The organism is Azospirillum sp. P4_B5, from assembly GCF_056402275.1.
In genome coordinates this window covers 1-23872 of sequence record NZ_JBFUHT010000023.1, presented here as the reverse complement: position 1 = coordinate 23872, position 23872 = coordinate 1, and the positions used below count along the sequence as shown (strand labels likewise).

15 protein-coding genes are annotated in these 23872 nt (G+C 67.4%); 7 read left to right on the top strand and 8 right to left on the bottom strand.

What is annotated here, in order from left to right; genetic code table 11:
- Positions 1–393: 393 nt before the first annotated feature.
- The gene (locus AC1DVI_RS18600) at positions 394–4053 is read right to left on the bottom strand and encodes a DEAD/DEAH box helicase (protein WP_476959233.1); all 3660 of its coding nucleotides are present in this window, start codon (positions 4051–4053) and stop codon (positions 394–396) included.
- 93 nt (positions 4054–4146) lie between these two features.
- Positions 4147–4365 carry a hypothetical protein gene (locus AC1DVI_RS18595; RefSeq protein WP_476959232.1) on the bottom strand — a complete coding sequence of 73 codons (219 nt, stop codon included), beginning with the start codon at positions 4363–4365 and terminating at the stop codon, positions 4147–4149.
- Here AC1DVI_RS18595 and AC1DVI_RS18590 point away from each other — a divergent pair.
- The 4 genes from AC1DVI_RS18590 (at position 4349) to AC1DVI_RS18575 (ending at position 11447) form a co-directional block, all read left to right on the top strand.
- Positions 4349–7237 carry an nSTAND1 domain-containing NTPase gene (locus AC1DVI_RS18590; RefSeq protein ID WP_476959231.1) on the top strand — a complete coding sequence of 963 codons (2889 nt, stop codon included), beginning with the start codon at positions 4349–4351 and terminating at the stop codon, positions 7235–7237. The genes AC1DVI_RS18595 and AC1DVI_RS18590 overlap by 17 nt on opposite strands.
- Positions 7238–7299: 62 nt before the next feature.
- Entirely contained in the window at positions 7300–8466 is a 1167-nt protein-coding gene (locus AC1DVI_RS18585; protein ID WP_476959230.1) for a toll/interleukin-1 receptor domain-containing protein, read from the top strand.
- An 11-nt stretch (positions 8467–8477) separates the two neighbouring features.
- Complete coding sequence (locus AC1DVI_RS18580; RefSeq protein WP_476959229.1) at positions 8478–9299, top strand: hypothetical protein; 822 nt, start codon at positions 8478–8480, stop codon at positions 9297–9299.
- 108 nt (positions 9300–9407) lie between these two features.
- The gene (locus tag AC1DVI_RS18575; RefSeq protein ID WP_476959228.1) at positions 9408–11447 is read left to right on the top strand and encodes a TIR domain-containing protein; all 2040 of its coding nucleotides are present in this window, start codon (positions 9408–9410) and stop codon (positions 11445–11447) included.
- A gap of 56 nt (positions 11448–11503) precedes the next feature.
- Here AC1DVI_RS18575 and AC1DVI_RS18570 read toward each other — a convergent pair whose 3' ends face one another.
- The 6 genes from AC1DVI_RS18570 to AC1DVI_RS18545 form a co-directional block, all read right to left on the bottom strand.
- Positions 11504–12454, bottom strand: coding sequence for a DUF5655 domain-containing protein (locus AC1DVI_RS18570; protein WP_476959227.1), 951 nt, complete (start codon positions 12452–12454; stop codon positions 11504–11506).
- 13 nt (positions 12455–12467) lie between these two features.
- Entirely contained in the window at positions 12468–13895 is a 1428-nt protein-coding gene (locus AC1DVI_RS18565; RefSeq protein WP_476959226.1) for a restriction endonuclease subunit S, read from the bottom strand.
- Positions 13892–15343: a class I SAM-dependent DNA methyltransferase gene (locus AC1DVI_RS18560; RefSeq protein WP_476959225.1), complete on the bottom strand. Its 1452-nt coding sequence runs from the start codon at positions 15341–15343 to the stop codon at positions 13892–13894. Before AC1DVI_RS18560 ends, AC1DVI_RS18565 begins: the two co-directional genes overlap by 4 nt.
- Positions 15340–16017, bottom strand: coding sequence for a hypothetical protein (locus tag AC1DVI_RS18555; RefSeq protein ID WP_476959224.1), 678 nt, complete (start codon positions 16015–16017; stop codon positions 15340–15342). The genes AC1DVI_RS18560 and AC1DVI_RS18555 overlap by 4 nt, the downstream gene beginning before the upstream one ends.
- Positions 16014–19511: a type I restriction-modification system endonuclease gene (gene hsdR / locus AC1DVI_RS18550; RefSeq protein WP_476959223.1), complete on the bottom strand. Its 3498-nt coding sequence runs from the start codon at positions 19509–19511 to the stop codon at positions 16014–16016. The genes AC1DVI_RS18555 and hsdR overlap by 4 nt, the downstream gene beginning before the upstream one ends.
- A gap of 127 nt (positions 19512–19638) precedes the next feature.
- Entirely contained in the window at positions 19639–20364 is a 726-nt protein-coding gene (locus tag AC1DVI_RS18545; RefSeq protein ID WP_476959222.1) for a hypothetical protein, read from the bottom strand.
- A gap of 574 nt (positions 20365–20938) precedes the next feature.
- On the opposite strand from AC1DVI_RS18545, the gene AC1DVI_RS18540 reads away from it, so the two are divergent.
- The 3 genes from AC1DVI_RS18540 to AC1DVI_RS18530 all read left to right on the top strand — a co-directional run.
- On the top strand, positions 20939–23098 hold the full coding sequence (locus AC1DVI_RS18540) for a hypothetical protein (RefSeq protein ID WP_476959221.1): 2160 nt from the start codon (positions 20939–20941) through the stop codon (positions 23096–23098).
- Positions 23099–23109: 11 nt separating this feature from the next.
- The gene (locus AC1DVI_RS18535; RefSeq protein WP_476959220.1) at positions 23110–23355 is read left to right on the top strand and encodes a hypothetical protein; all 246 of its coding nucleotides are present in this window, start codon (positions 23110–23112) and stop codon (positions 23353–23355) included.
- Positions 23356–23415: 60 nt separating this feature from the next.
- Positions 23416–23872 (top strand): transposase (locus AC1DVI_RS18530; protein WP_476959219.1); only part of this gene is annotated, 457 nt, incomplete at its 3' end.

Here is a 23872-nt window from a genome sequence, read left to right as displayed (position 1 = left end):
GCGGATGCCCGCTGTTTCAGTCCAATCGCGTGAACCCCTCCTTCGCCGCTGGTCGGCAGACCTCGCACCTCTCTTTTTGCATGCAGGAGGATGACGATGTTCAAAGGGAGAAGGGGGCTCATGATCAATGATGCGGACGCCAACGAAAGGGAAAGCAGGTTACCAAATCTCTCGGCAAAAAAGCGAGTGCGGCCACAACAGGGAAGCGCGTTGCGCGATTATGCGGCAATGAGCGCCCTATAAGTGCGAAATCCCGTAGATACGCTTCTATTTTTCAGCATAGAGCCATCTGGGACTCCGGCACCGCGCACTATGCGACGATGAGCGCTTGGCCGGGTTCGGCGAAGCGTCAGGCGATGCATGGCGCCAGACGGCGCTCCTCCACCGAACTGGTCATGATGCGCGTCGCACGCCGCGATCCCTTGCTGCGGCCTGCGACAATCCAGCGATGTCCTGCCGCACGGCCGCTTCGTCCACGATGGGCAGGCTGGCGGCCAGCACGTCGAAATAGCGGCGCGTCCTCCAGCGGTCGCGGTCGCCGATGACAAGAATGCTGTCGCGGGCACGGGTCAGGGCCACATTCAACAGGTTCGGCGCCAGCGCCGCCCAATCCATGCCACCGGGCTTGGCCGGATCGCCACCCAGCACCAGCAACACCAGCCCCTCTTCCTTCCCCTGGAAGGTGTGGACGGTGCCGACGGCGGATTCGACCCAGCTTTCATCGAACCCGTCGCGCTCCAAGGACTGACGCAGGCCCTTCATCACCTTGCGAAACGGCGTGATCGCGTAGAGGCCGGGCGCACGGTTCTTGTGTCCGGCATGGGTTGCCACCGCTTTGACGATGGCGCAGGCCAGATCGCGCTGGGCCGGGATCAGGTGGCCCTCCGCCCCTTCCGCCGGGATGTCGATCCACCGGCTGCCGGCAAACGGACCGGACGGAGGCACGGCGTCGCGGCCGCGCACCATCAGCCCGTCATAGGCGATGCGGTTCGCCACCGAGAACATCGGGTCCAGACAGCGGCGATGGACGCGCAACGGATTGCCCACCCACAGCGGGTCGCCGTCCTCGCGCGGCAGGGTGGTGCCCAGCGGGTTGGCCCGGTCCGCCAACACCTGGGCCGAGGCCCGCACCGGATGCCAGCGGTCGGGCAGCCCGCAGCGGCGGCGCAGCGCTTCCACGGCCTGCATCGGCAAAGTGACGACGGGCTCCAGTTGCAGCGGATCGCCGATGATCACCGTGCGCCGCGCGCGCCACATCGCTCCGGCCGCCGCCTGGGGCGTGGCCTGTCCGGCTTCGTCCACAAACAACCAGCCGATGCTTTCCGCCTTCATCCCGTCGAACAGCCGATCAAACGAGGAGAAGGTGCTGGACACCAGCGGCACCGCCAGCCCGAAGGTCGCCCACAGCGACGCAGGTCCGCCTTCCATGGCGTCCCCGGCGGTCTTGCCGGTGAGCACATCCATGAAGCGGTTCAGATTGGTCCAGACCTTCTTCGACGCCGCGAACAGGAAGGCCCTGTGCAAATCCAGCGCCCGAAGGAAGCAGGTGACGCGCAACTCGTGCAGTTCGGCGTCGGTCCAGGGCGCCGTCTTCTGCCGCTCCTCCTCTGGCAGAGCGCGCCACGCTCCGTCGATCCGGGTGCCGGGGAAGCCGACGACGCCGTCCCTCGTGGCAAGCCGGTTTTCCAGCACTTCGCACGCGGCACTTCGCGCCTCGCACAGGGCGCGGGACGCGGCCAGCCGACGCTGCGCCTCGTCGGCCTCGCCCATCTTGCGGCGGGCATCGTCGGTCGCCACCCGCAGGGCTCCGGTGGCCTCGCACGCGAGGGCGCGCAAACTTTCGCCGAGTCCCGGCCAGTCACTAGCCTCTAGGAGCAGCGCAGGTTCAGCGAGGGACGGCTCCGCCCCCAGCAATTCCGCCAGTGTCCGGCGTGCGGTGTCCCTCTCCTCCCTTGCCCGGTCGCGCCCCGCCGGCACCGCGTCGCGCTCGCGCCGCAGGGCGTCCAGGGCGGCTGCGGCCTTGGCGCGGCGCAGATCGGCCTCCACCCGCTCGCGCTCCAGCGCGGTGACGGCGTCCTCCGCCGCCGACCGGCGTGCCTGCCAGTCGCGCTGGCGCGCCGTGTTGAGCAGCCGGTCAAAAACCGAGGGACGGTCACGGTCCAGCCGCTCGGCCACCCCGCGTTCCACGGAAAGGCGGGCGCCGCAAGCGGTGACCTCCTCCTCCGCCCGCGCCACGGCATCCCGCAAATCGGCCTCCCGCCGGACGGCGTCGGCCAGATCCGCGTCCAGCCGGGCCAGGGCCGTCCGCCCGGCCTCCTCCCGCTCCACTGCTTCACGGCATTGCGCGAGCCGCTGGGCACGGGCCGACGCCTCCACGAGATCCTGCCGCGCCGCCGCGGCCTCCAGCCTCGCCCGGGCCTCGTCGGCCTCGTCCCTTTGCAGCGCATCGGCCGCTGCCGTCCGATCTGCCCGCGCCTCGTCCAGGGCCGTCAGGTCGTCGGCCAGCGCCACCAGCGCCGCGCGCCGCTCCTCGTAGCGGGCAAGGGCCTGGCGGAAGGCGGCGCGCGCCTCAGGCCACGACGGACCGTCCTCCTGGAACGCGGCCTTGAACAGGACGGGCGGGACCCGCACCCGGTCGAACCGGCCGAACCAGAAGCGGTTGGCGAAGGAGGACCGGTTTTCCTTGTTGCCCAGGACCGCCGCCATCATGCCCCAACAGGCGCCGGGCTTCGCCGGATTCTCCTCGGGTGCGAAGAGCGTGTCGGCCGCCTCGCGGAAATGATCGGCCTGATCGAGCCAGCGCGGGTCGATGGCTTTCAGCGCCGGCACCTCGCGCGTCACGTTCTCGACCGCGCTGTTGTTGGACGAGGCGACCACCATCTCGAAACCGCGCAGCCGCTCGTCGATTTCCCAGAAATGATAGTCGGTGTGGCGAACGGCGCGCTTCTCGCCGAAGGCGTCGTTCGGGTGGGCGAACCGTGCCATCACCGTGGCGCGCTCCACCACCACAGCGACGATCAGGTCGCGCAGGAGCGTCGTCTTACCGGTGCCCGGCGGGCCATTGACCGAGAAGACGCCGCGTCCGTCCTTCAGCGTCCGCAGCGCGGCGTTCACCGCCATCTGCTGCGCCATCACCAGGGGATGACCGCCCGGCGACGGCCAGCAGCCCGGCGGCAGCATGGACGGGTGCAGCAGCCCTTCGGCGGCGGCGGCGTCGCGCACCACGTCGGTGCGGTCCCCGTCATGGCCGAACAGATAGCGGGTCAGGCCGGGGCCGTGCTCGCCCCGCCCAACCGCGCCGGACACCCGGCCGAGGTCGCGCAGGGTGAAGCTGTTGAGCAGGTCGGGTTCGATCTCGCCGAACCGCCCGTCCTTCTTGCGGCGCTTCAGCGCCACGCCCTTGAACCGGGCGCTGGCCGTCAGCCCGGCGCGGGGCTTCCAGCCGGTTTCACGGGCGACGATGGCGGCGATGGCGTCGAAATCCTCCGTCGTCAGCGCGGGTTCCGCACCGCCCCCGGCGCCTGGGGAGCCGCCGGCCTCCGTGCCCTCGGGCAACAGGATGTGCCGTTCGGCCAGATAATCGGTGATGCGGGTGGCAACCCGTTCCTCGACCGCCGCGACGTCGCCGAAACGCAATCCACCCTTCGCCGCGGCGATCTCGCTCATCGCCCACGGCACCGCCGAAACGGCGGGCGTGCCGTAGGGGCGGCCATCGGCGGTGACGCACAGGCACACCAGCGACGCCTCGCCGCCGCGTGGACGCTCGTCGTCGTCCTCGACGCCCAGCAGGTCGCGCAGTTCCTCGACCACGCCCTCCATCTCGAACAGGCCGATATGGACCAGGAATCGCCAGCGCACGTCGCGGGTTTCCGCGTAGGTGGCCCGCATCCGCGCGTGCCAGGGAAGTGTCGTCGCATTCCCCGCCGTCCAGACATGATCCTTGCGGTCGCTCTTCGGCGGTGAGGCCGGCGACAGCGCCTCGATCGCCTGCCAGTAGTCGAGGATCGTCAGGGCGGTGTTCGTCCGGTCGGGCATCATCGTGAGAAGTACCATCCGCGCAATTCAATCGAAGCAGGTTCGCCAAGACTCCTCTATCAGGAAGGCGAGTGGAACAGAAAGCACTATCCGATCAAGGGGGCAAACCCTTCACGCAATCCCTTCCGCGCCGCGTTCGATGGCTTGCACCATCCAATCGGATGCGCCGCCCAGGAACACGTCCCTTCGAGAGAATTTCGCCGTGGACGAAACGCCCTTTAGTGGATATTTTGCGCAGAGCCTTTTCAAACCTGGATAAAATCCACCGACTTCCCCCATTGCGCGAAAAGCGCCGCGCGTCGCGGAGATTCGATTGGCCCGCATCTTCATTTCCCATTCCAAGCACGACAAGGAAGAGGCGGTAAGGCTTAAGACGTGGCTGGCCGATCGCGCCTTCGGGAATTCCTTCATCGACACCGACATTCCCCCCGGCGAAGACTGGGAAAAGATCATTTATCGCCGGTTGGAGGGGGCGCAGGCGGTTCTGCTCGTCCTGACCGAGGGTTGGCATGAGTCCAAATGGTGTTTCGCCGAACTCATCCTGGCGCGTGCGCTGGGCAAGGACATCATTCCGCTGATCGTTGCCCCGACCCGCCCACTGGAGATGGGCAAGGATCTGCAGCACATTGATCTGCAGCCCAACCGGCAAGACGGGCTGGAACGGCTGGAACGGCGGCTGTCCGAGATCGCGCGGCAATCCGCCGATGGGTTCGAACTGGCCAAGGGCCTTTCGCCCTTCCCCGGCCTCGCCGCGTTCGAGGAGGATCGGGCGGCGGTGTTCTTCGGGCGTGAGCCGGACGTCCACCGGATGATGGAGCGTCTGCGCGTCCGTCACACTCTGGGCGGGGCACGGCTGATCCTGCTGCTGGGGGCGTCGGGCAGCGGCAAATCCTCCCTCCTCCGTGCCGGATTGATCCCGCGCCTGAAGCGCGACCGCGGCAACTGGATCGCCCTGTCGCCCTTCCGCCCCGGCCGGTCGCCGCGTGCGCAGCTGGTGGAGTGCCTGCTGGCCGGCGTGGCCGATGTCGGATTCGACCGGATCGCGCAGTGGCGGGGCGCGCTGGAGGGGGAGGCGCCCGCCGCAGCGCTGGCGGAGGTCGCCCGGACGCTGCGGCTCCGGCACACCGCCCCCGACGCCAGCATCCTGCTGCCCATCGACCAGATGGAGGAGTTGCTCACCCTCGCCGGGGAGGCGGAGCGGACCGCCTTTTTCACCCTGCTCAGCCACGCGCTGGACGAGGCGCTGCCCTTCGTGGCCGTCGCGACGCTGCGCTCCGATTACCTGTCCGGCCTGCAATCGGCACCCGCCCTGACGGTCGCCTTCGATTCCCAATCGCTGGACCCGATCCCTCTGGACCGCATCGCCGCGCTGGTGCGGGGTCCGGCGCGGGTGGCCCGCCTGCGGGTGGAGGATGGGCTGATCGACGCCCTGACCCGCGACGCCGGACGACCGGACGCCCTGCCGCTGGTCGCGGTCGCGCTGAGCGAGTTGCACACCCGCTTCGGCGGCGGCGGTGCATTGACCCTGGCCGGCTATGAAAGCCTGGGCGCGCGTAGCACCGGCCTCAGCCCGCTCGACGCCGTCGTGCGCGACCGCGCGGAAGCCGCGCTGGGCACGCTGTCCCTCAAAACCGAGGACGACCACGCCCTGCGCGACGCCTTCGTGCCGTGGCTGGTGCGCCTGCAGGAGGACAGCGGCCTGTTCGTCCGGCAGGCGGCGGCGCTGAACAGCTTTCCCGCCCCGGCGCGGGCGCAGTTGGAACGGCTGGTGGAAGCCCGGCTTCTGGTGCGCCGCGGCGGCGGAACGCCGGACGACCCAGCCATGGTGGAGGCGACGCACGAGGCGCTATTCCGTGTCTGGCCCCGCCTTGCCGGCTGGCTGGACGAGGAGCGCGACTTTCTGATCGGCAAACGGCGCATCGAACAGGCCTTCCAGGATTGGCGACGGCTGCCGGAGGACAGAAAGGATGGCGGTCTGTTGACCGGCGCAATCCTGGACAGCGCCTGCGATTGGCTGACCACGCATCCGACGCGCTTCGGCCAAGAGGAAGGCGAGTTCATCCGCCGTTCCGACGCGATGGCCCAGGCCGAGGCGGCGCGGAAGCGGCGGTACCTGACCGCAGCCATCCGCACGGCCAACGGGCTGGTGTTCGATCTGGTGCAGAAATTCAGACACACCGGCCTGTCCAACGCGATCACGCGGGAAATCCTCCAGCACGCCCGTGACCTGCTGGACCAGTTGGCAATTGACCACCAAGACGACATCTCCCTGCAACGGACCCGCTCCGTGACGCTCAACGAACTGGCACAGTCCCTCGCCGATTTCGGCGATCCCAAGGGAGCGACGAAAGCGGCCGAAGACAGTCTCACGATCATGCGCCGTCTGGCCGGAAAGGAGCCCGATAACACCGAATTCCAGCGCGATCTCTCCGTCAGCCTCAACAAGGTCGCCGACATCCAGCAGCGCAACGATCCCGACGGCGCGCGCGCTCTTTATGAGGAAAGCCTGGGAATCCGCCGCCGTCTGGCCAAATGGGAGCCGGACAACACCGGGTTCCAGCGCGATCTCTCCGTCAGCCTCGACAAGGTCGCCGACCTCCAGCGGCGCAACGATCCCGACGGCGCGTGCGCTCTTTATGAGGAAAGCCTGGGAATAGCCCGCCGTCTGGCGGGAAAGGAGCCCGATAACACCGATTTCCGGCGCGATCTCTCCGTCAGCCTCAACAAGGTCGCCGACCTCCAGCGGCGCAACGATCCCGACGGCGCGTGCGCTCTTTATGAGGAAAGCCTGGGAATCCGCCGCCGTCTGGCCGAATGGGAGCCGGACAACACCGAATTCCAGCGCGATCTCTCTGTCAGCCTTAACAAGGTCGCCGACCTCCAGCGGCGCAATGATCCCGACGGCACGCGCGCTCTTCATGAGGAAAGCCTGGGAATCCGCCGCCGTCTGGCCGAATGGGAGCCGGACAACACCCAGTTTCAAACCGATGTGGTGGTCAGCCTCTACAGGATCGCCCAAGCGGGCGTGCAGCCGGAACGGCATCTGTCCGACGCCCTGGCGATCCTGACCCGGCTGAACGCGCGGGGGCTTCTGTCCAGCGACCAGCGGGGCTGGATCAGCCTCTTGGAAAACGCCTTGCGCAAGGCCCGCAGCCAAAACGGTTCGCCCGGCGCGCCGACAGACCCGTCCGAGGCACGCTGACCCGTCACCGCCTCCACTCGACACAGCCCCTGGCACCCCATCACCACCCCCTTGGACCCGCCATGACCCTGCCCGCCCGCCCGCCGCTTGCCGTCACCGTCGTCCGTCATCCGGATTTCGCCGGTGGGGAGGCGATGGAAAACCGCCTGATCGCCCATTTCACCGGCGATCCCGACCGGGCGCTGGGCGAGCGGCTGGGGGTGCCGGTCGAGCGGCGCGGGCCGGACACCATTCCGGTCGATCTCCAGGCCGGCGAGACGGTGGCGGTCGTCGTGCTGGCCGATACGGCGCTGGCCGGCGACCGCGCCTGGGTGGCTTGGCTGGAAGGGGTGGTGGCCGCCTGCGACACGCCCGATCTGCGCGCCCGGCCCTTCCTGGTCTGCCTGGACAAAAGCGCTTTGTCGATGTCGCCCACGGTCGGGCGCTTCAACTTCCTGCGCTGGGACCAGTGGGAGGGCGACGAGGCGGCGAAGACCCTGCGGATGCTCACCGACCTCGATTACCAGTGCTGCCGGATGCTGCAGGCCTGGATCAGCCAGCGCGCCGAACGCAACCGCGCCTGCCGCGACGCCTTCGCCGAGTATCTCTGCAACGTCCAGCTCTTCCTCAGCCATTCCAAGCATGACGGCGACGGAACCGGCGGGGCGTTGGCCACGGCGATCCGCAATCACCTGCACCAGGGGTCCGGCTACGACAGCTTCTTCGATGTGCATGACATCCCCGCCGGCCTGCCGTTCGACACGGTGCTGATGCACAATGTTCGGCGCGGCGCTTTCCTCGCCATCGTCACCGACAGCTATTCCAGCCGCGAATGGTGCCGGCGCGAGGTGATCGAGGCCAAGCGCGCCGGGGTGCCGATGGTGGTCGCCCACGCCGTCACCGACCGGGAGGAGCGGTCCTTCCCCTATCTCGGCAACGTGCCGGTGGTGCGGCTGGACGCCGGACGGACGGACCGCATCCCGCTGGTCGTCGGTCGCCTGATCCGCGAGGTTCTGAAGGACCATCTGTGGCGGTGCCGCTGCGCGCTGGCCCGCGCCGCCGCCAAGCGCGCCAAGGTCACCTTCGTGCCGCGCACGCCGGAGTTGATGGCGCTGGCCGCCGTGCGGCGCGGCGGCGGGCTGGTGGTGTACCCCGATCCCCCCATGGCGGAAGAGGAATCCCGGCTGTTCAATGAGGTGGCGCCTCGGGTCCGGCTGCTGTCCTTCACCCAGTGGCTGGCCCAAGCCTGACGGAGAACGCCATGAAGGCCGATCGTTTCCTGGATGGACGCACCATCAGCCTGTCGGTTTCGGACAGCCCCGATCTGGCGCGCCTCGGCCTCGGCGGGGCCCATCTGCGCGACGCCCTGTTGGAACTGGCCCGCCACCTGATCGCCCAGGGGGCCACCCTGATCTATGGCGGCGACCTGCGCCAGGGCGGCTTTACGGAGCGGCTGTTCCAACTCGCCCACCGGCACGCCAGCGACGTGACCAAGCCGGTGTTGATCAACCCGCTGCCCTGGCCCGTTCACAGCGCCATGGGCTGGAGCGACCTGGAGACACGGGCCAAGGCCGTGGCGCCCGCCGCCGCGATGGAGTTCCTCGATCTCCAAGGCGCGGCCATGCCGACCGACCGGCGCGCCGCCGAGCCGCCGGCCGGCGCCATCGGCGCGGCGGATTGGGAAACGGGGTTGACCGCCATGCGCCGGGCGGTTGCGGCGCGGGCCGATGCGGCTGTCCTCCTCGGCGGTCAGGTCGATGGCTGCAAGGGCCGGATGCCCGGCGTCGCCGAAGAGGCGCTGGAGGCGATGAAGGCCGGCAACCCCCTCTACCTCGCCGGCGGCTTCGGCGGCGCCGCGGGCGCGGTCTGCACGGCGCTCGGCCTGATCGATCCGGGACAGGCTACGCAAGCCTCCTGGGATACCGGACCGGATTTCACCGGCAGGACCGAGGCCGATCTGAACAGCGGCCTCGACCATGACGAGCTGCGGCAACTGGCCGCCAGCCGCAACACCGACGAGATCGTCGCCCTGGTCCTACGCGGCCTGCGTCACCGCTTCGCAGCGCAGGAAACCGGGAGATGATATCGGGCGCGATGATCTCGTAATCAAACGCTGCAGGGAATTGTTTCCGCCACTTTCGTGTAAAATTGCTATTTTCGGCCGGCTCTTCGACAAGCTTCTCAGGCCGCGATGTCCACCTCCCACCCGTTCCTTCACGCCTATGTTCTCTGGCATCCCGATGCGGCGGTCAGGCCCGACTGCCGGGAGATGGCGACAACCCTGTTCACGCTGCTGAGTTGGAACGCCGCGCGGCCCTTCGCCCGTGAAATCGGCATTCCGACCTTCTTCCGCACCCGCCCCGACGGCTGGCCGCATCCCGGCCCGGCAGGAATCGATTTGGACGCTGCCGCGCACACCATCATATTCGCCCTCGTGGAGCGACGTTTCGTCCTCGACCAAGCGTGGACGGGGGCATTGACCAGCCTTCAGGAACGGGTGGACGCCTCCAAGGGGCGCCACAGGCTGATCGTCGTCGCGGTCGAGGACTGCGCGCTTCAGCTTCCCGACGCGATCACCGCCCGCCTCGGCATTCAATTGTTCGTACAGCCGGCTGCACGCCAGATGCAGGAGTTGCGCCTGCAAGCGGCGTCCCAAATCTGCCGCGTCATCGAAGGTCATGCGCCGGACGCGCCGACCGGCGTCACCCTGTTCGTCAGCCACACCAAGCGCGACCCGCGCTCACACACGCTGGCCCGCAAGATCAGGAAGCTGCTGGCGCACGAAGGTCGCCCGACCCGCTATTTCTTCGATACGGTGGACATCAAGGCCGGCGACGACATCGAACGAAAGATCGAAACGGCCATCGCGGGCAGCACCCTGCTGGTGGTGCGCTCGGATGGCTACGGAGCCAGCCCCTGGTGCCATCTTGAGGTTCTGGCGGCCAAGCGCCAGCAACGCCCGATCATCGTCCTGGATGCGCTGGAGCATCGCGACGACCGATCCCTGCCTGGCCTGGGCAACGTGCCATGCCTGCGCATCGACCCGTCGCTCAAGAAGAAAAAACTGCGCAGACGCCTTCGCGACGCTGTCGAGGCGGCGGTGGTGGAATCCATGCGCTTTCTCCACGCACGCGGACGGCTGACGCATTTGGCGGAAACGGGGCGGTTGCCGAACAACGCCATTCCATACGCCCGCCCTCCGGAAGACCGTGATCTGCGCCGGTTGAATGGAAAAGGCATGCGCACGATCGTCTATCCGGATCCTCCGCTCCCTCGGTGCGAGTTGACCGACCTGAGGCATCACCGCACCCGCCTGGTCACGCCGCTGACCTGCGGCAGGCAGAACCTTGCCGGACGGATCATCGGGCTTTCCCTGTCCACGCCGACCCGCGGGCTGGACGGGATCGGGCTGTCGGACAAGCATCTGCTGGCCGGAACGGAGTTGATCGCCAGGGCCTTGCTCTCCAAAGGCGCGACGCTCGCCTACGGTGGCGGTCTGCAAAGCGCCGGGATCACGGAGTTCCTGGCCGGGCTGGTGCGCGCGCACAATGCCAGCCAGCGCGACCGCTACGAGCGAATCCTCAACTATCTCCCCTGGCCCAAGACTCTGGCGGTGGATGATGGAAGGCTGGCGAAACAGAGCAAGCATCTGCGCGTCATCCCGGTCCTCCCGCCACACGACCTGACGGACGCCGGGTTGATCGATCCGCAAGCAGCGCCCGACACGGGGACGCCCGTCGGGGCTTATGCGCTGGCACGCGGCATGCTGGCCATGCGGCAAAGAATGACGGCTGACGTGGACGCCCGTATCGTCATGGGCGGCAAGCTGACCGGCTTCAGCGGGCGCTACCCTGGCATTCTGGAAGAGGTTCTGCTTGCGTTGCAGGCGGCCAAGCCGGTTTACGTGCTCGGCGGCTTCGGCGGCGCCGCGCAGGCGGTGGCCGAACTGCTGCGCGGGGAAACCCCTTCCCAACTCGATCCGGCGGCGATCGTGAGGCACCCCGCCTATGCAGCGATGATGCGCTTCCACAACGATGATGTGGAGAACCGGAAACTTCCCCTGTCCCCCATCGACTGGGACGCCACCATCACCACGATCCGGAGCGCCGCGGGCCGCGATCTGGCCGGACTGAACAACGGCCTGACGACCGATGAGAACATCGCGTTGCTCCAGATGCAGGACATCGACGAAGCCATCTGGCTTGTCCTGCTGGGCATGAGCCGGCGGTAGCCGGCGCAACCCCTGTCCTGTTCCTATCGTTCGGACGGCGGCGCGGCCGCCGTACGTCAGGACTCCTCATAGCTGCGGACGAGGAGCGGCGTGGCGCGATCCAGATCCTCCATCGTGGACAGGGTGATCTCCAGGTCGCCCGTGCCGAAGTGGCCGATCTTGCTGACGTCGCGGGTGAAACCCGGTTCGATGGTCACGGTCATCGGGTCGACCTTCAGGAACACCGTGACCTTGCCCGCCTGCGGGTACACCTCGACGCAGGCGAAGTTCTTGATGCGCTTGAAGGCGACGTAGAACTGGAGTTGCTTGAACTGGACATCGTCGCCAAGACCCAGCAGGAACGCCTTCAGGGCCTCGTAAAGATCCTTGATCGGCTGGCTCGCCTGCGCGAGCCGATAGTCGATGAACTGCGACGCGCCAGTCGGCTTCGACACCGGCGCCTTGGTGGGTGAATCGGCGAGGTCGGCCGGCGTGATCGTCGGGGTGCGCGCCGCCACGGTGGCCGTGGTCGCGTTGACGAGTTCCAGCAGCAGCAGGTCGTCGCCGCAGTGGCGGTAGCGGATCAGTTCGATGTTGCGGTTGATCTGCTTGACCGCGTGCTGGTCGTAGTTGGTAAAGTCGCCGGCGATGCACAGCAGGCGCGGCCCCGACCACTCGACCGCCTTGGCCGTCTCGGCGCCCAACGTCTCCATGACCAGCCACTGGAATTCCTTGCGGTGGTCGAGCAGCCAGTCGAGGTAGAAGAGCCCCTGGTTGATGACGTTCTCGTTGACCGCGCGCTTGTACTCGATGATGACGGGGCAACCGTTCTCGTCGATGCCCAGCGTGTCGATGCGACCGCCATGCACCTTGCCCGTCGAATACTCCGTGGCGAGGAAGCGCACCCCGAGCAGCGCTTCCAGGTTCTTCTCGAACAGAGTCTGCAACGACTTCTCGATGCTGGCGGACTTGGTCGGCAACTCGGCGACGCCGGTGGGCGTGACGCGGAACACCTTGATGTCGGACATGGACTCCGTCTCCTCAGCCCGCCTTGCGCGCACGCCCGCGCCGGGGCTTTTCCCCCGCCGCCGCGCGCTCGGCGCGGATGCGCTCCAGCAGCACCGAGGCCGGCTCGTCGTTCGGATCCTGCGGGACGAGTTCGCCCCGGAAGGCCTTGGCGAGGATGGACTGGTCGAGGGTAGGTATCCGCTCTCTAGCCTCAGCAACGACGCCGGACAGAACTCCTACTCGCAACATGCTTGAATCGAGTATTTGTACTAGGGTTGCCATTTCATCGCTTGGCGCTAACGGAACCGGTGCTTGCGCGAGTTCGCCAAGATTTAGTGTCTTCCGCGCCACCTCTCGCGATTCACGCACCAGCCATGACTGCATGAAGTACGTCGAGAGCCAGTAGGAGATCCATTTTCCCGGCACCTGCGGACGCGGTGAAACCCTCGCCAAGGCCCGCGCGATATTTGCCCCGTCAGCATCGAGTTGCACTACTGCCGAGCGTCCAATGGTGCCTACGATACTGACCAGTACATCACCGGCACGCACTCTGGACCGCTTATATTGCCGGTCGACATCAGCTGATATCGTGCGAAGGTCAGCAGCGTTGACCACACCAGCGCCTATATCACAGACACGAATCAGGCGATTTCCACTATCGTCTTCTTCTCCAGGTTGCACAACGCCGTAACAAAGTGGACGCTGAGTATCTATTAGATCCGACAAATTGCACCACTTCCAGCCCATTGGGAGAATTGGCAACTGAGCGTCGGTATCAGCAACGATGGAAGAGTTCAAAGTATGGCTTGGATAATCCCTCTTAGTTTCCTTAACTCTCCAATCCTTGGTCAGGTCGCCACGGAAGGCGGCGGCGAGGATGGATTGGCGGTAGCGGTCGATAAGCGCCGGCAGAGTGTCCAGCGCCTCGCGCGCCCGGCGCGAACGCGCCGTCAGCGCCTCGATCTTCTCGACGATGCGACGCTGTTCGGGAAGCGGAGGAAGCGCAACCGGATATCGGCTGAGCGCCTCGCCCGTGAAATGCTTGATCGTCGTTCCGGTGAAGAAGGCCGAGAGCCTATCTCCAGTGGCGTCCTTGCGTAGCTGAAAAACCAGCCAACGCGGGTCGCAACCTCCTTGAAGGCGGACCCGGTGTAGAGCCTTCTGGTACTTGATCGGCGTGTCACCACCGAGCCAGATCGCAGCCCTTCCCGGTTCTCCGCCCTCGCAAATCAGAACATCGCCATCGCGAAGGCCGTATCGATCTAATTCATCGACCGTGAAGGGCATTTCCAAGAGATCAGATAGGTCGAACTCGCCCCATCGGACATTCACATTCCTCAGGTAGGGAAGAGACGTTCCAGCGGTCCACTTTGCCTTGTCCAGCATCTTTCCAAGCTGGGACGTTGCGATCTCCGCCAGAGGCACCTCTTCCCACCCCGCCGGCAATTCCCAGCCGCTCATTCCGCGGCCTCCGCCACGGAGCCATCCGCATCCTCGTCCGGACCCAGCATATCCGCCAGCGCCTCCATCTCCTCCAGCGCGGTGCGCAGGGTGTCGATGATCTCGGCGGCGATCACGTCGGGTTCGGGCAGCGCCTCGTCGGCGCTGTCGTCGCGCAGCCACGTGATGTCCAGGTTGTCGCCGCGCGCGGCGATCTGCTCGCGGGTGAAGCGGCGGAAGCGGCCCTGCTCGCCCTCGTCCGTTCGCGGCGCCTTGCCCAGCGGGTCGGGGCCGAAGGCGGCCTCGAACGCGGCGAAGTGCTCGCGCGTCAGCGGGCGGGTCTTGCCGAACTGCGGCATGTTGGAGCGCAGGTCGTAGACCCAGACGTCCCCGGTGTTGCCCTTGTCGGTGCGGCCGCGCGTGAAGAACAGCACGTTGGTCTTGACGCCCGCACTGTAGAAGATGCCGGTGGGCAGGCGCAGGATGGTGTGCAGGTCGCACTTGTCCATCAGGTCGCGGCGGATGTCCCGGCCTGAGTTGTCCTCGAACAGCACGTTGTCGGGCAGAACCACCGCGGCGCGCCCGCCGGGCTTCAGGCCGCGGTAGATGTGCTGGAGGAAGGCCAGCTGCTTGTTGGAGGTGGGATAGGTGAAGTCGTCGCGCGACGGCAGGCCGCCGCCCTTCTTGGTGCCGAAGGGCGGGTTGGTGAGCATCAGGTCGGCCTTGTGCAGCCGCGTCCCCTGCTCCGACAGCGCGTCGCCGAGTTGGAGGTCGCCCGAGACGTCGTGCAGCATCAGGTTCATCAGGCCCAGCCGGTGGGCATCCGGCACCAGCTCCATCCCGTAGAAGGCGTTGTGGCGCTGGAAGTACTGCTCGGCCTCGGTCAGGTCCCACAGGTCGTTGGTGTGCGCCTTGATCCAGCGGTCGGCGGCGATCAGGAACCCGCCGGTGCCCGCCGCCGGGTCCTGCACATACTCGCCCGCCTTCGGCCGCATCAGCGCGACCATGCTGTCGATCAGTGGACGCGGCGTGAAGTACTGCCCCGCCCCCGACTTCTTCTCGGTCGCGTTGCGCTCCAGCAGGCCCTCGTACATGTTGCCGAGGCCTTCCTCGCGCGCCGAGTACCAGTCCAGCCCGTCGATGGCCTCCACCAGCGCCTTCAGGATGCGCGGCTGGCGCAGCGAGGTCTGCGCGTTCTGGAAGATCGCCTGCACCTGCGCCGAGCCCTCGGCGCCGAGGTGGATCAGCAGCTCCTTGTAGAAGGTCAGCTGCTCCACCCCCTGGCGCCGGCGGATGTCGGCCCAGCGGTAATGCTCGGGCAACTGACCTTCGGCCCCGGTCTCCGCCGCCATCTTGAGGAAGATCAGATAGGTCAGCTCCGTCACGTACTGGTGATACGTGATCCCGTCGTCCCGCAGGATGTGGCAGAGGTTCCAGAGCTTGGCGACGATGTCGGTGGTGGCGGTCATGATATCGCTTCTATGTAATTGGCAAGCAACGTACAGTCGCAGTAACGGAAGGTCGGCCCATCCACCTCCGCTTCCAGAATCAAGCCGCCAATACCCTGGAAATCCGTGTCCTTTTGAATGGACTCCAAAACGGATCTCGCGATATCCCGCGGATTTTCATGCGGACGACCCATGATTTCTGATTTTATTCGCTTCTCGATATCTTCCGCACAATCGCCAAACACCATGGGCAATGCAGAAAGAACAAGCGCGCCGTTACTCTGAGAAATGTCGCTGCAGAGCCTATATAGCGCTGGCGCGCCGCCGCATTCACCGAATATCAAAATATCGTAGTCGACCTTCTCCCAAGTTGCCTCAAGTCCGTCCGTCGCCCCATCCTCCGAAGACATCTTGAAAGCCCCCATAAGCCTTGCGATCTGACTCGCAACGCCCTTTGCGTTGGTCGCCAACTTCCCAACGGCACAGGTCGTCAACGCAAGAAAAACGTTGCATCCGACCGTTGAGGTCCCTGCGTAAGCAATCCCAAAATCTGGGCCGGAGGTTGAAAGTTTGAAGATCTTTGGCGCACGGTCATGCGCCAGAAGCAACTTGTCTTTATGTTCTGGAACTGTGATGCGGCTGTCGGACAACGACCATATCTTTCCAGATTCCTGCCCGATCACGATAGACGTCACGATGCCTTCTCCCAGATCCCCTCGCCGATCTCCCCGAGGATCGCCTCCAGCCGCCCCTCGAACACCCGGTTCAGCCTTACGAACCCGCCGCCCTGCTGGCGGAACTCGCCCTGATCCAGCGTCTCGCGGTCAATGACGACCTCCTTCTTCATCTGCCGGGCGATGCGCTCCAGCCATTGCCTCTGCGCCTGCGTCCAGGGACGGCTGGATAGCACCCGCCGCATCGCGCGGTCCACACGCTCGTCATACGGGACCAGCGGGTCGCCCAGCGCCGCCTGGCGGATGTAGCCGATGATCGAGGCGGCGATGTCGGCGTTGGTGGCGTCGCGGAAGGCGGCGCGCAGTTCGGACTCGCCGAAGCCGTCCTGCTCCAGCCGCAGCCGCACCTCGCGGAGCTGCGCGCGGGTCAGGTCGCGCGGGGCGTTGGCGACGGCGGCGAGCGCCGGGATTCGGTTCAAGTTCTCGGTGAGGTAGCTGCGGAAGCTGGCGAGATAATCCTCCGGCCGGGTAATGCCGAGGCCGTAGCCGGTTTCCTCGTGACGGAACGAGTCGGCGCCGGTGTAGAGCGGCACATGGATCGGGTCGTCGCCGATGCGGGTGTCCAGCAACTCCATCAGCGCGCGGTGGTCGAGCAGCAGGCGCGCGGCCTCCTCGGGCGGGGCGTCGCGCAGGCGGCGGATGAAGGCGTCCGGGTCGGTGCCGGCCAAGTCACGGAAGCGGCGGGCGCCGCTGTCGGACAGGCGGCGCTTCTTGCGGTGCAGCTTGGCGACGATCTGGCCGACCAGCCAGCGCGCCTGCTGCACCCGGCGCTCCTCCACCTCCGGCGGGCCAATGAAGGGGGCTTGGCCCTCCTCTGCGAATCCAGCGGACGCAAAGCCGGTCGGCGGAGGCGCGTCCACCGGCGTGCCGGTGGCCTCGGCCAGTTCGCCCATCAGCATGGCGAAGGTGATGTTGGGGTTCGCCACCACCGGCCGCATCTCCGTCAGGTCCTGCATGGCGGCGTAGAGGCCGACGGCGTCGAAGATGCGAAAGGCGGTCTTGTGCTGGCCGGGGCCGAACAGGTCCTCGCACAGGCGGGTGCCGCGGCCGATCATCTGCTCGTACAGGATGCGGCTGCCAACCCGGCGGATGAAGACGAGGTTGACGATCTCCGGCACGTCGATGCCGGTGGTCAGCAGGTCGACGGTGACCGCGACCTTGGGCAGGGCCTCGTTCTTGAAGCGGCGGATCTGCTGCAACGGCTGGTCGGACTTGCCGGTGATCTTCACCACCGCGTCGTCCTCGATGGCGCCGTAGCGCGCGGCGAACGCGGCCTTGAGCGCGCCGACGACGATGTCGGCGTGCCGGTCGGTGGCGCAGAACACCAGGGTCTTGCCGGGCAGGCCGGGGTCGATGTGCCCGGCCAGCCATTCGGCAATGACGCGGTTGAAGTCCGGCGTGATGACCTTGCGGTTGAAGTCCTCGACGTCGAACCGCACCTCGTCCGGCAGGTGGATGAGGTCGAGCTGGCCCGTGCGGGTGTCCAGCACGTCCACGGCGGCGCCCGCGTCCCAGTGGATGCCCTGCTGGCTGAGCGCGGTGTGGGCGCGGAGCGGCGGCTCGTGGTCGACCAGCCAGCCGTCGATCACCGCCTCCTGGCAGGTGTAGCGGAAGGCCGGGTCGCCGAAGATCTCCACCGTGTGCAGGGCCGGCGTGGCGGTCAGGCCGACCTTCACCGCGTCGAAGCGATCGAGCACGCGCCGGTACTTGGAGATGTAGTCGCCCTGGTCGCGGAAGCGGATCTCGTCGTCCCCCATCTCGCGGTCGAGCAGGTAGCCGCGGTGACACTCGTCCACCACAATGCAGTCGTACTGGTCGATGGGCGGCGGGTCGTCGCTGTAGAGGGTGCGCTTGACCAGCGCCTGGACGGTGGCGATGTGCAGCTTGGTCTCGGGGTCGGGGGCGATTTCGCCCAGGTCCTTCACCGCGAAGATGTCGGCGAAGACCTGCTGGTGCTCCATGCGCGTTTCCTTGAACGCGTTGCCGGCCTGCTCGCCCAGCGCCGTGCGGTCCACCAGGAACAGGATGCGGCGGAAGCGTTGCGCCTTCAGCAGGCGGTAGACCAGCGCGATGCAGGTCTTGGTCTTGCCGGTGCCGGTCGCCATGGCCACCAACACCTCGCGCCGGCCGCCGGCGATGGCCTCCTCGATCCGGCGGATGGCGCGCTCCTGGTAATCGCGAAGCGGGAAGTTGAAGGCGAAGGGATCGCGCGCCAGCCGCTCCTGCGCCGCGCGCGGATCGTTGCGCAGCAGTTCCAGCAAGCCCGACGGGGTGTACCAGCCGTCCAGCGCCTTGCGCAGGTTGTCCGCGTGGCGGGCGTCGCGGAACCAGGTGCCGGACGCGGTCTCGAACTGGCGCAGGAAGGGGCGGCCGTTGGTGGCGAACAGGAACGGCACCCGGATGGCGCCCCACGGCCCCTCCGCCGGCGGCATCGCGTCGCCATGGGGGACGAAGCCCTCGGCGTAGCGGCGCGCCTGATCGATGGCGGCCGGGGCGTCGGCGTTGCGGCGCTTGGCCTCCACCACGGCCACGGCGGTGAGCCCGGCGAAGAGCACATAGTCGGCCGGGCCGTTCGCCGTCGGCCATTCCGCGATGGCAAGGTTGCGCCCCTTCTGCGGTCGGGCGCCGGCGGCGAAGGTCAGGGCTTCGCTGTCGGCCTGCCATCCGGCGTCGCGGAGGTGGGCGTCGATCAGGCGGCGGGTCTCGCGCTCGTCCAGGTCGATGCCCTGGCCGACCTCCTGCGCAAGCTCGACGCGGTGCTGGATCGCCTCGGGCGCTTCGGCGGCGGCGCTCGCCTGGGCGGTGGCCAGTTCCGCTTCCAGGCGCGCGCGGTCGGCGTCGGCCTCCTGCGCCAGCCGCTCCCACTCCAGCCGCTCGGCCTCGGCGCGGGCGGCGCGCTCCTCGGCGGACAGGCGCCGTTCGGCTTCGGCCTGCGCCTCGGCCGCGATGCGCTCGTGCGCCGACTGCTGCTCCGCAACCGCCTTGCGCAGCCGCTCCAGCTCTGCCTTCAGCGCCGCGCCCTCGGCGCGCGGATCGGGCGGCGGCAGGAAGGGGCCGGGGGCAAACGCGCGGTCGCCCGTGACGGTGCGATGAAACCAGACGCCCAGTGTGCGCGCGTGCTTCAGGCAAGACAGCGCGGTCGCGTGGTCGCCGTCCAGGTCGTGGGCGGCGGCGTTGCCGGCCTTGCGGATGACGTGGAAGAGGTCCCCGACCTCGCGCGTCAGGGCGCCGCGGTCGCGCAAGCGGCGCAACAGGTCCGTCTGCTTCTCCTCGGGCGACGTCCACAGCCCAAGCTTCGCCGCGGTGAGCTGGGCCAGGAGTTCGGCGAACTGGCGCAGCTTGATGATGGTGGTGTTGGCATCCTCGGCGAAGAAGCGCTCGGCCAGCGCCCCCAGCCGATCGAGTTGGGCATCATGCCGCGCCAAGAATGCGAAATTGACCGACCGGCCCACCATTTCCTCCCGGTGAACGCACACTATACGGTGCGCAGCGGAGTATGTCACCGGACGACTGCGACCTGGGGTAGGTCAGGCGCTGCTGCGTCGGTGCCGAAAGACGGCCTTTCGCGACGGCTGTCATCGGTCAGCCCTGGGATCGCAGCCATGCAATGTCCCTAGGCTGCTCGGACTTGTGGGAAACGAGCACCTCCCACCTGCGGTCGTCCGGAGCCAATCGCGCGTAAAGGCGGCCAGCGTCATCCTGCCCGTTGGAAATGTGCCGCTCCCACCAGCGGTCGGCGCCCTTGAGCTTTTTCCAGTTCGCCGGGGTTCCACCGGTGCCGGCGGCGAGTTCCCCGAGGGCGCCATACAGATAACGTCGGTCGGAGAATTCCACAGCGGCCACGTCCAGGCTGGCGCGGAGCAAGCGGATGCGGGGCAGCAGACTGGCGAAGACGGCGGCCACCTCCTCGCTCAACCGGCCGGGTGCGACCGGGCGTGTCGGCGGCGGAGCCTCCAGCGCGAGCGCTTCCGCGGCGAGGCGGTTCTTCGCCTCCTCAACAAGCGCTCTTTGCAGTTCCTCGAAATCGGCCTGCAACCGTTCGGCCCGGTCCCGGCCCTCGTCCTGGGCATCAGCAGGTGCCCGCTCGGCCAGCGCGAATCGCAAGGCCGCAACCTCCGCCTTCAGCGTCGCCGCCATGGCGTGAGCCCGGGCCAGTTCGCCTTCCACGAGGCGAAGCCGCAACTCCGCCATGTTGGCGGGACCTTCGGCCGACAGCAGTGCCCCATCGAGCAGGGCGCCGATGCGGGCAGCCAGTGTGCCTGGGGCAGCGGCCTGGCTTTCGAACCTGACGAACCAGTCGGCGGCCAAGCCGTCCACCGGTTCGCCGAGATACTGGCCGGACCGGATGACCGGGAGTCCGCCAGCCGCCAGCCACCAGCCGGGCCGCCGCCTGCTCGCGATCCAGCACCGACCCCTGGATCAGCAGATAGGCCTCCCCCACCCCCTCGACCACGGCGAAGCGTGCCACAGGCGGCGTTGTCGCAGCCGGCCCCGGCGGGATGGCGGTGGGGATTACAGCCTCCCCCGTAATGTCGATCCGATCCCCCTCCAGCAGCGGGTAGGCCAGCCCACGCCACACTACCGCCGCCCGCTGGTCGGGCAGAAGGATCGCGCGGCAGTCGCGCCGCTCCAGCAATTGCTCCCCGTCATAGATCGAAATGGTTATGGTTGGCATTCACAATACCGTCAGGGCATTTTCAAGAATTTCTAATTATAAACGCCATCGTATACGAGAGGTTATTCAGGCGTTCATCACTCCATGAACATAGCTCAAGCCGTCGCTCCCATCATCTCCAATCCCTACACAATCGGTCTGGTCATCCTACTCCTCGTTTTTTGGGCAACGACTTCGATTATCTCACTGGATAATGGAACGAAGCGTTTGATCCGCTCTCTTCTGGCCGCGAATGACGAACTCGCCAAATCCGCCGACGCGTTGTCCTTCGCCGAGCGCTATGAGGAGGTCAACGCCAGCTTGGGGCGCGACCCGATCCTCCGGGGCGCTTGGCGGGAGTACCGGGAGTCGCTGCTTCTGCCACGGACGGCGGGCCGCCCCGTGCGCTCGACGACACGACCGGCTGCTTGGTTCAACCTGGACCTTCTGCGCGGGCCGGCCATTGAAACCGACCTGCGCTATCACGCGGCCATGCCGAATCTGCTGGTCGGCGCCGGGCTGCTGTTCACGTTCCTGGGACTTGCGGTCGCGCTGGGCAGCGCCGGCGAGGTGGTGACCGGCACCGCGGCGGAGCGCAACGGCGCTCTGCGGCAGATGCTCGACACGGCATCGTTCAAGTTCATCACGTCTCTGATGGGCATGCTGCTTTCCATCGTCTATGCGCTCATCCGCAAACACCGCCTGAAGCAGGTCGAGCGGGCTCTGGACGGCTTCCACACGGCGCTGGAGGAGCGCATTCCGCTGATGACGCCGGCTGCGCTCCAGCAGGAGACGAACGAACTGCTGGCGCGGCAGTCCGACTATTTCGAGAGCTTCACGAACGATCTGGCCGTCTCGCTCGGAAGCGCCATGGACCGCGCTTTCGACGCGCGGCTGGGGGAGCACATCGGCCCGTTGGCAGACTCGATGAGCCGGCTGGCCGACGGCATGGTCTCGCGCAACGAGGACGCCATGCGGTCGATGCTCGACGCCTTCTTGGAGAAGCTCCAGGGTGGAACCGGCGACCGCATGCAGGGTGTGGCGGAGACGCTGTCGGGGCTGGGGGCGCGGCTGGAAGGTCTTCAGCAGGGGTTGGGCGACGCCGCGGTGCGGATGGCGCAGTCCGCCGACGCCATGGCCGCCCGCATGGGCGAAGGGGCCGAAGCCGCGCTGTCCCGCATCACCGACCAGATGGGCGGCCTGACCGAAACCCTGCGGACCGTCGCGGAGCAGAGCCGCACCGCCGGCGCCGAGGCCGGGCAGCATATGGCTTCCCGGATCGAGGCCGCAGCCACCGGTTTTGAGGAAGCCGCCCGTGGCGTTGCCACCACCCTGGCCCAGGCCGCTGCCGCCATGGAAACGGCCATGGGACGGCAGGCGGAGGAAAGCGGCGTCCGCCTCTCGGCGTCGGTCGAGGCGATGGTGGCGGAGTTGCGGGCACTCGCCGAAGGCAGCCGCAACGCGAGAAGCGAGGCCTTCAGCCAGTTGGCCGCCCGCGTGACGGAAACCACCGCCAGCCTGGAGCGGTCGGTGGAGCGGATGTCCGCCGGCCTGGAACGGGCGGCTTCCGAAGGCGGCAGCGCGCTGGGCCAGGGGGCGGAGCAAGCGGTGAACCGCATCGCCGACGCCACCGAAGGCATGAGGACCGCGTTGCAAGCCATGATGGTCGAACTGCGAACGGCGCTTGGGCAAGCGGGCGATGCGCTGCGGGAGAGCGGAACCGCCGGCGCCGCCACCCTCCGGACCGCTCTGGGCGAAGCCGGGGATGGCGTCGCGACGGCGTTGAACGGTGCCGCCGACCGGCTGGGCCGGGCGGGCAACGAGGCCGCCGACGCCCTCCGCAAGGGTGGCGAGGCGGCCGGCGGATCCCTGCGCGATGCCGGCGGGCTGGTCGGGGAGCGGGCCGGCGGGCTGGCCGGCCAGATCGCCGCCCTGGGTCAGGCCGCCACGACGCTCGCCTCCCGCAGCACGGAGTTCGAACACGCCGCCGCGAGGGCCGCCGAGCCCCTGTTCAAAGCGGCGGACACCATCAACGCCGCCAGCCAGAGCGCCCGCACGGTCATGGAGCCGTTGGCCAAGGCCTCGCTGGAGATCAGCCGTGCGGTCGAACAGGTATCCGGTACCGCCACCGGCTTCACCACGGTGCTGGACGCCGCCCAAAAGCTGACCGCAAGCCTGGACGGCGCCGCACAACGCTTCGAAGGCGTGGACCGCGAGCTGGCGAAAACCCTGGACACTCTTCAAGCCGGACTTCGGGACTTCACGCGCGAGATCGCCGGCTTCGTCAGCCAGACCGATCAGAATCTCGCGAAGGCGGCCACCCAGCTGGGCAGCTTGGTCCAGAATCTTGAGGCCACGCTCGAAGACTTCGTGCCGGCTGTGCGCTGAGGAGACGGGACATGGCGACGGCTACCGGAGCCGAGGACGAAGGCGGCGAGGGCTACTTCGCCTCGATCAGCGACCTGATGGTCGGCGTGCTGTTCGTCTTCCTGCTGATGCTGACCGTGTTCGCCCTCAACTTCCGCGACGTGGAGGAAGAGCAGATGATCGAGCGCGCCCGCTATGAGGAGGCCCTGCGGCGAGCCGAACTGGCTGATGAGACCTGTGCGCGAAAGGGCCGCGGCGCTCACCTTGGGAGCTGTTGAGGCGGCGTGGCATCGCTGATTCCATGGCGTTGGTGGCGTTGGTGGCGTTGGAGGCGAGCAATGGCGCGGCGTCGGATCGGGCAGGAAGAATTCCGGTTCCCAGCTGAAGAGGGACGGCGCGGCAGCGCGCTGGATGAGGCCTCTGCTCTGCTCGACTGGTCCGGGATCGATCGCCTGCTCGCCCCCGTCTACGCCGCGGAGAAGGGGGAGCGTGCCTGGCCTCCCTTGGCTCTGTTCAAGGCGCTGCTGCTGGCGGTCTGGTATGACCTGTCCGATGTCAAACTCGCCGAGGCGGTGGACGATCGCGCCAGCTTCCGCCGCTTCGGCGGCTTCGCGGCGGCGGAAGCGACGCCCGAGCGCACCGCCTTCGTCCGGTTCCGCCGTGAGTTGGTGAAGCGTGGCCTGGACCGCGTTCTCTTCGACGCGGTCGGCGACCAGCTTGCCGCGCGTGGCGTCGTTGTCCGGACCGGCACACTTATCGACGCCACGGTCATCGCCTCGGCGAGCGTCAGCGATC